At 41.2% G+C, this 12725-nt stretch carries 11 protein-coding genes and 1 pseudogene; 2 read left to right on the forward strand and 10 right to left on the reverse strand.

Translation table 11 applies throughout. The annotated features are described in order from the left end of the window. Entirely contained in the window at positions 1–2301 is a 2301-nt protein-coding gene (locus PRIP_RS04200; protein ID WP_036099704.1) for a GW domain-containing glycosaminoglycan-binding protein, read from the forward strand. 50 nt (positions 2302–2351) lie between these two features. On the opposite strand, the gene PRIP_RS04205 is transcribed toward PRIP_RS04200, so the two are convergent. The 9 genes and pseudogenes from PRIP_RS04205 to PRIP_RS04245 all read right to left on the reverse strand — a co-directional run bounded on the left by PRIP_RS04205 (position 2352) and on the right by PRIP_RS04245 (position 11057). Continuing rightward, the gene (locus PRIP_RS04205; RefSeq protein WP_036099705.1) at positions 2352–3176 is read right to left on the reverse strand and encodes an aldo/keto reductase; all 825 of its coding nucleotides are present in this window, start codon (positions 3174–3176) and stop codon (positions 2352–2354) included. A 278-nt stretch (positions 3177–3454) separates the two neighbouring features. Beyond that, positions 3455–4258, reverse strand: a complete 804-nt coding sequence (locus tag PRIP_RS04210; protein ID WP_036099707.1) for an ABC transporter permease subunit — start codon at positions 4256–4258, stop codon at positions 3455–3457. Then, entirely contained in the window at positions 4255–5169 is a 915-nt protein-coding gene (locus tag PRIP_RS04215; protein WP_241434082.1) for an ABC transporter ATP-binding protein, read from the reverse strand. Before PRIP_RS04215 ends, PRIP_RS04210 begins: the two co-directional genes overlap by 4 nt. After that, positions 5166–5357: a PLDc N-terminal domain-containing protein gene (locus PRIP_RS04220; RefSeq protein ID WP_036099709.1), complete on the reverse strand. Its 192-nt coding sequence runs from the start codon at positions 5355–5357 to the stop codon at positions 5166–5168. The genes PRIP_RS04215 and PRIP_RS04220 overlap by 4 nt, the downstream gene beginning before the upstream one ends. A 118-nt stretch (positions 5358–5475) precedes the next feature. Continuing rightward, the gene (locus PRIP_RS04225) at positions 5476–7071 is read right to left on the reverse strand and encodes a CTP synthase (RefSeq protein WP_036099807.1); all 1596 of its coding nucleotides are present in this window, start codon (positions 7069–7071) and stop codon (positions 5476–5478) included. A gap of 334 nt (positions 7072–7405) precedes the next feature. After that, a complete protein-coding gene (gene rpoE / locus PRIP_RS04230) occupies positions 7406–7939 on the reverse strand; it encodes a DNA-directed RNA polymerase subunit delta (RefSeq protein WP_036099710.1) in 534 nt (177 codons plus the stop codon). 313 nt (positions 7940–8252) lie between these two features. Next, positions 8253–9923, reverse strand: coding sequence for an arginine--tRNA ligase (argS, locus tag PRIP_RS04235; RefSeq protein ID WP_036099712.1), 1671 nt, complete (start codon positions 9921–9923; stop codon positions 8253–8255). Then, the gene (locus PRIP_RS04240) at positions 9920–10375 is read right to left on the reverse strand and encodes a YwiB family protein (RefSeq protein ID WP_420912107.1); all 456 of its coding nucleotides are present in this window, start codon (positions 10373–10375) and stop codon (positions 9920–9922) included. Before PRIP_RS04240 ends, argS begins: the two co-directional genes overlap by 4 nt. Before the next feature lie 27 nt (positions 10376–10402). Further along, positions 10403–11057: pseudogene (locus PRIP_RS04245) on the reverse strand (site-2 protease family protein). A 45-nt stretch (positions 11058–11102) separates the two neighbouring features. On the opposite strand from PRIP_RS04245, the gene PRIP_RS04250 reads away from it, so the two are divergent. Then, positions 11103–11324, forward strand: coding sequence for a 2-hydroxymuconate tautomerase (locus PRIP_RS04250; protein WP_241434084.1), 222 nt, complete (start codon positions 11103–11105; stop codon positions 11322–11324). 17 nt (positions 11325–11341) lie between these two features. Here the strand turns inward: PRIP_RS04250 and PRIP_RS04255 are convergent, their stop codons facing one another. Beyond that, positions 11342–12724: an HD domain-containing protein gene (locus tag PRIP_RS04255; protein WP_077912896.1), complete on the reverse strand. Its 1383-nt coding sequence runs from the start codon at positions 12722–12724 to the stop codon at positions 11342–11344. Between the last annotated feature and the right edge of the window lies 1 nt (position 12725).

The raw sequence follows: 12725 nt of genomic DNA on the forward strand, positions 1-12725 counted from the left end.
TTGAAAACTTTATTAAAATCAGTTATTGTAACAGTCGGGCTTTCAACCGTGATTTTGCCAATTACTGTTCTGGCTGATGAACAATCTACTACGGACACTGGTTCTGTTACTGCAAAAGATGGTTCACAGACGATTCAAGACGACTCAATTTACGTACCCAAAGCAGAACGTGAAGGTACATTCACCGGTGATTTGCATGCTGAAGACGATAATGAGGCACCCATTCCCGATCGTAGGCGTCTTTTAAATGCGAAAGCAGCTTATCCGAATGTAAACAATTACATTAAATCAAACAATTTCAAAACATCTGCACTTAGTAGCCAAATCCAGACACAATTTACGAAGTTCAATTACCGCAATGGTTACGGTAAACCAGAAGGTGTTGTTTTGCATGAAACAGCCAATCCTAATTCTACTATTCAAAACGAAATTGACTACATGAGCCGCAACTGGGAAAATGCGTTTGTGCATAGTTTTGTAGATAAAGGAAATATCATTCAAATTCACCCGACAGATTATGGCGTATGGGGCGCAGGACGTTTTGCCAATGCCCGCTTTGTTCAATATGAATTAGTAGAACATAAAACTTTCGACGAATTTGCCCGTTCTATCAATAACTACGCTTACTACACGGCCTATATTTTGGATAAATACAAGCTACCGATTGATAGCGCCGAAACAGATGGTGTCGGCACGGTTTGGACCCATAACGCAGTCAGCAAATACCTCGGTGGCACATCTCACACAGATCCAATTGGTTATTTTAACAAGTGGGGATACAGCTACGACGAGTTCCTGACACTTGTAACAGAGAAATACAAAACGTTAAGTAATGATACGATTCTTTCCAATGTAGCTTTTACAACAACGACTTACGCAAATGTCAAAACTGCTTCTGGAAACACCGTTTGGTCAGCTCCATTTAACACAGCTGGCTCTAAAGAAGTAAATCCACTTTCCAGCTACACCGGTAAAAATATGAAATTACTCCGCACAGCAAAAACACAAAGCGGCACATGGTATCAATTCGCGATTGACGGTAGAACAATTGGTTGGGTTGAAGATAAAGCAGTTAACATTTTCTACACGCCTAGCATGGAGCAAACAGCAAACTTAACACGCTATGTCAGTGTTCCGACTGAATCTACTTACTACTTCCCAATCATTGATTCCTCTGTTCGTAAAGGAAATTTGTCCGCGTATACAAACAAGCCATTAACTGTTCATAAACAAATCACACTTAACGGTACACTTTGGTATCGCGTATTAAATGGTTCCGAAGCAGTCGGCTGGGTTCGCGCTTCAAGCTTAACAACAACAGCTTACGATCAAATTCTATACGACAAAGCAATGGCAGCAACCACTTACGCCAATGTCAAAACTGCTACTGGAAACAATGTTTGGACTGTTCCAAACGGCACGCTTGGCGCCAAAGTAGTAAACCCACTTTCTAGCTATACTGGCAAGAATTTAAAACTACTACGTGAAATGAAAACGACAAAAGGTATCTGGTACCAATTCGCGATTGATGGTAAAACAATTGGCTGGGTAGAAAGTAAAGCAGTTAACATTTTCTACACGCCTAGCATGGAAAAGACCGCCAATCTACCTCGTTATGTTGCACTTCCAAAAGATTCCGTTTACTATTTCCCAGTTGCTGATACTTCCACACGAAAAGGCGACCTACAAAAATATCTAAATATCAAATTAACAGTCCACAAACAAATCACACTTAACGGTACACTTTGGTATCGTGTAATAAACGGTCCTGAATCTATCGGTTGGGTCCGTGCAGTCGCTGTAACACCAACTAATTACGACCAACCTGTATACAACAAAACTGTCACAGCCTACGGACGAACTAAAACAACAGCGAACCAATACATCTGGAGCATTGTACCAAATACGTATGGCGCCAACACAAAGGTTGCACCACTTTCTAATTACAGTGGCAAGAAGCTCCGCATCCTTCGTGAAGCCAAAACAACAGGTGGGCTATACTACCAAATTAGCTCAAATGGTAAAGCTCTTGGTTGGGTAAATGCTAACTCGCTAACGAAATTCTACGACAACCTAATCGCCGAAAGAAGCGTCAACCTAAATAAAAAAGTTGCCAACACTTCGGGAGTACTTTATTCCTTCCCAGTTGATGATCCACCAATCAAGCTTGGAACACTCTCTAAGTTCGCTAACATAAACTTAACGGCAGATCGTCAAGCAAACATTGAAGGAAAAGTCTGGTATCGCTTAAAAAACGGCAACACTGTTATTGGTTGGACACTTTTAGCTAATTTAAAATAACGACAAAAAGCAGTAAACCCACGAAAATGGATTTACTGCTTTTTCATCGTTTAAAAATTAAAATTATCTGGATCTGGGCCTGTACGCTCATTCTTATTCAGGCTATCAATTAATGCCATTTCCGAATCCTTCAATTCAAAATCGAAAATATTCGCATTCTCGATAATCCGGTTTTGGTGGACAGATTTAGGAATTGTCACTAAACCGTGTTGTAAATCCCAACGTAGAATAACTTGCGCCACAGATTTTTCGTAAATTTTGGCGATAGAGTTAATAATACTGTTATCCAAAATTTTTCCACTGCCAAGCGGGCTCCAAGCCTCCACCACGATATTTTTATCGGCGCAATACTTACGCAATGGCTCTTGTGAAAGTAGCGGATGAAGTTCCACTTGGTTCACCATCGGTACGATTTTTGCTTCCTTCAGTAACGTATCTAAATGATGCTCGTGGAAATTACAAACACCGATAGCGCGCACTTTTTTATCAGCGTATAGTTTTTCAAAGGCACGCCATGTATCCACGAATTTGCCTTCCACAGGCCAATGAATTAAATATAAATCTACATAATCCAAACCTAATTTTTCAAGGCTCGTATCAAAAGCTGCCAATGTTGACTCGTACCCTTGATCCGCGTTCCATAATTTCGTCGTTATAAAAAGTTCTTCGCGCGCGATTCTTGATTCTTTAATTGCTTGACCAACGCCTTCTTCGTTTTTGTAAGCAGCCGCTGTATCAATGCTCTTATAGCCCGTTTCAATCGCCCATTTTACGGAATTAACTGCTTCTTCGCCATCTTCTACACGCCATACCCCGAAACCAAGTCGCGGCATTTCCACACCATTTGCCAGTGTTATTGTATCATTAATGTTCATTTTCCAGCCTCCCGATTTTCTATTTTACCTCTCTACTATACACCTAATGCCCCAGGTCAATGCAAACCTTATGCTTTTTCTGTGCACCGATAGACATAAAAAGACCACCGCGGAAAAAAGGGGGAAACCGCGATGGTCCAAAAAGGGAGTATATTAGGATGAACAACTACTAAAAAGGGGGAAAAAGTAATTGCTCTCCTCTTTACATTCTCTATAATACAGGTCGAACATGATAATTTTTCAAGATTCAGATGAGAAATTCATTAATTTTCGCCTATCTATTCATGTGAACTGCCAATATGGAAATGTTTCTTCGATAGTAACCAAACCGATAACAGTACAGCCGCAACAATCATCAGTAACGAAATACATAGATTGGCTACAAAATAATCTTTTACATTATTAGTCATAAGCATTTCTACTGCATTCCTACTTAAATATGCTGGGTTAAACATTTGTCCCCATCCTTTAGCACCGCTCACTAGCTCTAGGATAATCGCTCCACCCGCCGCTAACATCGCAACAACTGCTGTACTTTTAAAAAGAATGCCTAGTAACAATAGAATGGAGATAATGAACAATAGCCAAATAAAATAAATGATAAACGCTAGTAAAATACTTGATACTTCGATGCTACCATATAGTAAAAACACATAGTAATAGGCTCCAAAATAGCCTAGAAGTAGCGCAGCAAAAGCTAATAAACTGTGAGACAACCATTTTGCAATGACATATTGCCATGCTTCGACAGGCCTTGTTAATATGAAGGCCAGCATCCCATTGTTCTTCTCAGAAATGATAGCACCCATTAAAGCGACAATTAAAATAATAATGCCTAATTGGTCAAATTGGGATGATAACGTACCTGCCATTACTTCTCTTTCGCTGACAGCGCCCATTAACTTGGCAATGGCATCACCATCTCCACCAGCACCAGCTGCTCCCATTATTTCTGGTAAATAATACATCATCAATGGTTGCATGATACCGATAATTGCAAATACGACGGGGAGCCAAATGAATTTTAAACTACGCCATTGTTCCATTTGTTCTTTTTGAAAAAGCGTTGTGATGTTTTTCATTTGCTCACCATCCTTAAGAAAACTTCCTCTAGCGATTCTTCGGCTTGACTGACGCTCGTCCAATGTAGTCCTGAGGCTAACAAAGCTTTCATAATCGCTTCACGCGCTGCTGTGGCATCGTTTTTATAATACACGTAAATCGCTCCGTTTTTATGCGTAATTTCGCGAATCTCCGTGTTTCCTGCGAGCTGCTGCTCAAACGATGCTTTATCCCCTTCAGCTTTTAAAATAAAGACCGATTCTGCATTTATCTGCACTAAATTCGCAATTTTATCATCAGCTACAATCTCACCTTCACGAATAATACATACACGCTCGCAAATTTCTTCGACATCCGCCAAAATATGCGTGGAAAACAATAATGTTGTTTCTGCTTTCAACGATTGAATTAGCTCGATGACCTCGCGGCGTCCAATCGGGTCAAGCGCAGAAACAGGTTCATCCATAATTAAAACTGCTGGTCGATGCAAAATCGCTTGAGCAATTCCTAATCGTTGTCGCATCCCACCAGAGTATGTGGCAATTTTCTTTTTGGATTTCGGATCAAGCCCAACCTGCTCCAGAACCTCAGGAATTCGCGACTCTAAAGTTGCTTTATCCACTCCTGATAATTTCCCCATAAAATGCAAAGCGTCGATGCCGGTCATCCATCCGTAAAAGTTCGGATATTGTGGTAAATAGCCAATCTTTTGCTTCATTTTGATATTTTTCTGCCCACAAATATTGATTTCGCCTTGGTCTGGATTTATCATATCTACAATCATTTTCAAAATCGTTGTTTTCCCAGCGCCATTCGGACCTAATAGTGCCACACATTCGCCTGTTTCTAACGCAAAGCTGGCATTTTTGACTGCTTGATAATTCTCGAAACGCTTGGACACACCGCTGACTTCCAACGCGCGCTCCATCATTGATAGTCCTTTCTACCAAAAATAAAGTAAATAATCGGGCCAATCGTACTTACAAAAATAATCACGATTAACCAAATAACAGGAACTTTGCGAGTACTCCAATGACGAATTAAATCAACCAACGCCGTCACTAATAAAATAAGATATAAAATAATAAATGGTACTAAAAGAGCAATTGTGTTCATCATGCCCATCCTCTCTGTTTTGAAATAGCCAACTGTTATATATATAGTATAACAAGCAAAAGTTAAAGTCAAGAAAAAATCCGAACTCGCGATAATTCACACAAGTTCGGACTTTTAATTTTTAGTTATTTAAAGATGCTGCAACAAAAGCGTTGAACAAGCTTTGCGGACGATTTGGACGCGAAATAAATTCTGGGTGATATTGACACGCAACAAACCATGGATGATCCGTAATTTCCACAACTTCAACCAAACGACCATCTGGACTTGTAGCAGAAATAGTCATTCCCTCATTTTCCAACTGTTCGCGATATTCATTGTTAAACTCATAGCGGTGACGATGGCGTTCTTCTACTAAAGTACTGCCATAAGCTTCCGCCGCTCTTGTTCCTTCTTTAATTCTTGCTGGATAAAGGCCTAGGCGCAATGTGCCACCCATATCTTCAATATTTTTTTGTTCTGGTAATAAGTCAATGATAGCGTGTGGTGTTTTTGGCTCGATTTCCGCAGAGTTCGCGCCTTCTAAGCCCATGACATTACGAGCATACTCAATCGTTGCCAACTGCATACCTAAACAAATACCGAAATAAGGTACTTTGTTTTCACGTGCAAATTTAATCGCTGTAATTTTGCCTTCAATACCGCGATCGCCAAAACCACCAGGGACTAGAATTCCATCAGCTTCGCCAAGTTTTTCATTCACATTTTCAGATGTAATTTCTTCTGAATCTACCCAATCGATTTGCAGCTCTGCATCGTTCGCATAACCCGCATGACGCAATGCTTCTGCTACTGAAAGATACGCATCTGGTAACGAAACATATTTTCCGACTAAAGCAATACGTACTTTTTTCGTCAAATTCTTCACTTTATGCACAAGTTCTTGCCATTCGGACATATCCGCAGCTGGAGCCTCCAACTGCAAGTGATCCAACACGATTTGGTCCATTTTTTGTGCTTGTAAGGAAAGCGGCACGTTGTATAGCGTTTCCTCATCACGAGCCTCAATAACTTCCGAAGCTCTCACATCACAAAACAGCGCGATCTTCTCTTTCATCTCTTGAGAAACTGGTTGTTCCGTACGCACAACGATAATGTTCGGTTGAATTCCATAACTACGAAGTTCTTTCACGCTATGTTGTGTCGGTTTCGTCTTCATTTCACCAGCAGCTTTGATGTAAGGAATAAGCGTTGTGTGAATGTAAAGCACGTTTTCAGCGCCGACATCGCTCTTGATTTGGCGAATGGCTTCGATAAACGGTAATGACTCAATATCCCCAACCGTTCCACCGATTTCGGTAATGATAATATCCGAATCCGTCATGCGCGCAGCACGGAAAACCCGGTCTTTCAGTTCGTTCGTGATATGCGGAATAACTTGGACTGTACCACCAAGATAGTCACCACGACGCTCTTTCTTAATAACCTCGGAATACACTTTCCCCGTAGTTACATTGCTGTACTTATTCAAATTAATATCGATAAAACGCTCATAGTGACCCAAATCCAAATCCGTCTCTGCACCATCATCTGTTACAAAAACTTCACCATGTTGATATGGGCTCATTGTCCCCGGATCGACGTTAATGTAAGGATCAAATTTTTGAATCGTTACACTAAGACCTCGGTTTTTCAGTAGTCTTCCCAGTGAAGCAGCCGTAATCCCTTTACCAATCGATGAAACGACGCCACCTGTCACAAAAATATACTTTGTCATTGTTCTAAATTCTACTCCTTTCGCCTTATCGAAATTATTTTTTTCGGGGTGGAGAACCTTTACTTGCAAAAAAACATTGCTAAAAAAGAAAATCACCAAAACCACATTCATGCTTTGGCTACACAAAAAGAAAACGCCCCTCTTACTCATCTTTCAAAGTAAGGGAGCGCAATATTTATATCCGTCCTTATAAAAAGGAGCCCAAATAAAATATTACATAGATAGCGCGAATAAGTCAACCCTTTATTTTGTGAAACCGTCCTCAGCGCCTGCAAACAAAGGATAAAATTATTTTATAAAAAACCTGCCACAAATCGTAGCAGGCATCTGAAAATTATTTGTCATCCTCGAATTCATCAGCAAACTCGTCGTCCTCAACCGTCGTCAAGTCGCCTTCGATTCCGTCTGGCAAATGGTCTTCTACTGGATCTTCATCGTCATCAACAAGACCGTCCGTTAGAATAACTTCTTCTTCCCCAAGTTCTTCTACACCATCGTCTTCTTCATACTCAATATCATCATCAAGAATGTCCTCATCGATATCTTCGTCGTCTTCATCGTCCGATTTACGTTTCTTCGTTTTCGTCTGCGTTTGAACTTCTTCATCAATCGCATCAATCGGGTACCACGCGCGCAATCCCCACGTATTGTTACCAAGAGAAATGAAGTTCCCCTCAATATTCATATCCGTGTAAAATTGAACAAGTCTATCTCTCATTTCATCGTCGCTTAACCCTAGAAACTTCGTAATCTCATCCACAATCGATTGGAATGGCATTACTTCTCTTTTCGTTTCAAGAACATAGTGCGCCACTTCAATCAAAGATAACTCGTCACGCTCTTCTTTCGTCAATTGGCTTAAATCCAAAGCTGGCACGCCCCTTCTATAATAAAAAATGATTTCCACTACAATTTTTCTGACTCTATCTATTCTACATGTAAATCACGCCAAACACAATAAAATTATCACATCGAAACGAATAAAGCCATATTTACAACTTCCTCAACACACAATACGCAAGATAAAAAAGGAAAATCGCAAGCAATAAAATCGGGATAGAGCCCAGCTGCATGTTGTATAAAACCGCAGTAGCAATAACCAAGAAGACAAAAATAATGCTTATGAAAATGATATATCGCATAATTGGCAAAACCCCGATCTATATTTTTTCATCCATGTTCTACATTTTTTCTGGCGCCGAAACACCTAGTAACGTAAGTCCATTGCGCAACGTAATCTGTGTTGCCTTAATCAAAGCCAAACGAGCTTCTGATACTTCTTTATTCTCACTATCCAGCACCTTATTCGCATTGTAAAAACGATGGAATGCCGCTGCTAAATCATTCAAGAAACGCACAATCCGGTGTGGAATTCTTTTTTCAGCAGCCTCAGCTACTACATCTGGAAATTCACCTAACACTTTCAGCAAATCATAATCCGCTTCTGAGTTCAACAAAGCTAAGTTCGCATCCTTGCTAAGCGCAAAACCTTGCTCCACACCAGAACGTAAAATACTCGAAATCCGTGCATGCGCATATTGCACATAATACACTGGATTCTCCGCAGAAGTCGATTTCGCCAAGCCCATATCAAAATTCATATGTGTATCTGAGCTTCGCATCGCAAAGAAATAACGCGTCGCATCAAGGCCTACCTCTTCAATTAAATCACGCATTGTCACTGATTTACCTGTACGCTTACTCATTTTTATTTGTTCCCCGTTCTCATATAAATGAACGAGCTGAATAATTTCAACTTCCAGATGATCCGGACTGTAGCCCAAACTCTGAATTGCTGCACGCATTCTTGGAATATAACCGTGGTGATCCGCGCCCCAAACATCGATAAGCACATCAAAGCCACGCTCCAGCTTATCCAAATGATACGCGATATCCGGCAAGAAATACGTATACGTGCCATCTGATTTAATCAAAACACGGTCCTTATCATCGCCAAATTCCGTTGTCCGCAACCAAGTCGCGCCTTCTTCTTCAAAAATATATCCATTCGCGCGCAACTTCTCGAGCGCAGGCATAATTTTACCGTTCTCATAAAGTGTGGTCTCCGAGAACCAGTTGTCAAAATGCACACGGAACTCCGCTAAATCATCACGTAATTTCGCCGTTTCAAATGCCAAAGCCTCTTTACGGAAAACATCACGTCGCGCGTCTATGTCCGCATTCACGAACTCATCGCCGTATTTCTCTGCCAATTGCTTCCCTAAATTGATAATATCCGCACCGCGATACCCATCCTCAGGAAATTCTGCGTCTACACCAAGCGCCTCCAAATAACGCGCCTCCGTTGATAAAACCAAGTTTTGAATCTGATTTCCCGCATCATTAATATAATATTCTCGCGACACATTATAACCCGCCATCGCCAAAATATTTGCCAAAGAGTCTCCGATTGCCGCACCACGCGCATGCCCTAAATGGAGATCTCCCGTCGGATTCGCCGATACAAACTCAATTTGAAACTTCTTACCTTGTCCCGTATTACTCTCGCCATACGCCATATCCGCATCCATAATCACAGGCACCAGCGCCGTCAAATAAGCATTATTCAAATAGAAATTAATAAAACCAGGGCCAGCAATTTCCACCTTATTAATAATCGTATGATTCTCACCAATCGCGCCTACAATCGCTTCTGCAATCACTTTTGGGGCCTTCTTCGCAACACGAGCCAGCTGCATCGCCACATTCGTCGAATAATCCCCATGTTGCTTATCCTTTGGAACCTCTAATAAAATCGCAGGTACGTCCGCCGCTCCCAAACCAAGCGCACCAACTACCGCATTCTTAATGATTGCAATTAAATCTTGTTGACTCTTTTGACTGACATTCATTCCTTATCCTCCTCCAAAATCATCGAGACATCAAACAGCCCAATATTCACGCCATTATCTAATAACTCATATTGAAAATCAATTTTCCCAGCAAAAAGTTCGCCGTCCTCATAAACCTCTTCTATATTCAAAAGTTCCGATTCCATCACCAGCTTGCCAACACCATAGTCCACACTTACCGTGCTTCGCTTTCGCTCCTTAAAAAAGTGCATCCGCATACTCACAGCGCCACTGCGCATCAACAGAACTTCCTTATCCGTAATCTTAAGCACCGTTCGAATAACGCCAGCCTCTTGTTCCTCCTCATAATGAAGGTACCGACTCCCTGTCGCATGATCCAAATAAAACACACCCGACACGTTCAATTCCGAACGCTCTTCCACCGTCTCCTGCTTAGAAATCGTTCGCAAACGCAATCTAACAGCCGTCTTTTCCTTACTACTCACGCGCAAAAGTCCCTCCATATAAATTCACAAACATCATATTTGAAAAACAAAATAATAAAAACTCGCCATTTCATTCGTTATCCAAGGAATCAATGTATTAAAAATCGGCGTAATCGTATATCTCGAAAGCGGCGTAATCACTAAAATTAAAAAAGAAAAGTAGTGCATAATTCTCATACGCCTGCACCTTCAAGCGCCATTTCAGTGGCAAGAACTCCGCTACAATATGATAGCCATCCAAAGGCGGCAATGGCAACAAATTAAAAATAAACAAAATCACATTCAACGATACAAATAAATCAAAGAAATGCAGGACAATCTGCGAATACGAAACATCCATCTGCAGAAATAAAAAGTAAAGTCCCATTCCAATAAACGCAAGCAATAAATTACTCACCGGACCAGCCAAACTAACGACCACACTACCAACTCGGCGGTGCTTCATTTTATATGTGTTAACAGGCGTTGGCCTAGCCCAACCAAACCCAGCAATAATAACAAAAATAAAGCCAATCGGGTCAATATGTTTCATCGGATTAAACGTAATTCGTCCCTCATTCTTCGCCGTATCATCACCAAACAATAGCGCTACCCAAGCATGTGCCAACTCGTGAATCGTAAAAGCAATCAACAGCGTCACGATAACATACGGCAAATCCTGCAACGAGTAAGCTAAAAAATTCTCCATGTAAAATCTCCTTCATCATCATATTACTCTACTAATTATGTTATAATACACTCATTAAATCAATACTTAGGAGTGAATTACATGCCTTTCGTAACAATTAAATTTTTAGAAGGTCGTACAGACGAACAAAAGAAAGCCGTCGTACAGGACGTCACAGATGCTGTCTCCAAAAATCTCGGAGCTTCGAAAGAAAACATCCACGTCATCCTAGAAGAAATGAAGAAAACAGACTACGGTGTTGGCGGCGTGCGCAAATCCGACATCTAAAAATCCTCAATTTTGTTTCAAATATAATTCTCTATAGACTGAGCACAGCCGCTACTTCGGTGTGCTTTTTTTATTTTTTTGTAGTCCTTCAGTGAATGTGCATGTATTAAGCCAATGATATCTTCCGCAATTGGGGCGCTAATCCGTCCACTTTCGATAAAATCTAGTGGGTAGTATAGTTTAATATCTACTCGGCGCTTGCCACCGATAGCTTCTACAATTGGGGATTCCGTCGATAGCTCGTGCAATTCACCATTTGGCATCAATAACTGAATTGGAGACCTCCCACCAACATCCTCTGGCTCGTACAAATCGTATGGCAAATCGGACGTCGAATCTATCACTAAATAATACTCGGGATCAATTTCAGCCTTCTCAAGCAAGCCTTTTAATTTCGCATAAAGCTCTGCGTCCTCTTTCGAATCGTACGTGATATATTGCAATAACCGGCGATTCAAAAAGCGGCTACACAAATCACTCAAAATCAAATCCTGCTCGTACTGCCACACAGAAAAGAAATACATCAATACCGTATCATCCAGTGCAATATACTCATCTAACGAAACATCACGCTTTAAAAACGGCAATAACTGTACTGGCGTCTGTTCAAAATGATAACCTTGTTCATATAATTGTTGCGCACGCTCAAGAATTTTCCACAAAAGCACCTCAGCACTCCGACTCACCGGATGAAAATAAACCTGCTGATACATCTGGTAACGACTCACAATATAGTCTTCCACTGCATGCATCCCCGACTGCTTAATAATCACGCCATTTCCATCTGGACTTGGCCGCATCACTCGCATAATTCGCTCCATATCAAAATTCCCATAGCTGACGCCAGTATAATACGCATCCCGCAACAAATAATCCATCCGGTCCGCGTCAATTTGGCTTGAAATCAATTTGACCAGCGTCTGATTTTGGTATGTTTTATTAATAACCGCCGCGACCTTCTCTGGAAACAAAGCTCCCGCACGTTCTAACACCATCCGAACCTCCGTATTTCCCGTCACGATCGCCATCGTATAATGTTCGTGATTCGTGCTAAACACCTTCTCAAACGCATGCGAAAACGGTCCATGCCCTAAATCATGCAACAGCGCAGCACACAACGCTACCAAGCGCTCCTCATTATCCCACTGAATCTCTTTAGCAAACGTCCCCTCCACAATTCGGCGCGTAATCTCATAAACACCTAACGAATGATTAAACCGGCTATGCTCTGCCCCGTGAAAAGTCAAAGAAGTCGTTCCTAACTGATGAATTCGGCGCAACCGCTGAAACTCCTTCGTTGCAATCAAATCCCACACAATCTGATCCGACACATGCACATACCGATGCACCGGGTCTTTAAAAACTTTCACTTCAGGTAATCTCGTCTCTAAATAAGTCACA

The sequence above is a fragment of the Paenilisteria riparia FSL S10-1204 genome, from assembly GCF_000525995.1.
In the GTDB taxonomy this organism is placed as follows: domain Bacteria; phylum Bacillota; class Bacilli; order Lactobacillales; family Listeriaceae; genus Listeria_A; species Listeria_A riparia.

Bases quoted from the DNA above. Each gene is read 5' to 3' on its own strand.
- argS (WP_036099712.1), bottom strand. From the start codon at position 9,923: ATGAATGTCAGTCAAAAGAGTCAACAAGATTTAATTGCAATCATTAAG.
- PRIP_RS04225 (WP_036099807.1), bottom strand. From the start codon at position 7,071: ATGACAAAGTATATTTTTGTGACAGGTGGCGTCGTTTCATCGATTGGT.
- PRIP_RS04205 (WP_036099705.1), bottom strand. From the start codon at position 3,176: ATGAACATTAATGATACAATAACACTGGCAAATGGTGTGGAAATGCCG.
- PRIP_RS04210 (WP_036099707.1), bottom strand. From the start codon at position 4,258: ATGAAAAACATCACAACGCTTTTTCAAAAAGAACAAATGGAACAATGG.
- PRIP_RS04215 (WP_241434082.1), bottom strand. From the start codon at position 5,169: ATGATGGAGCGCGCGTTGGAAGTCAGCGGTGTGTCCAAGCGTTTCGAG.
- PRIP_RS04220 (WP_036099709.1), bottom strand. From the start codon at position 5,357: ATGATGAACACAATTGCTCTTTTAGTACCATTTATTATTTTATATCTT.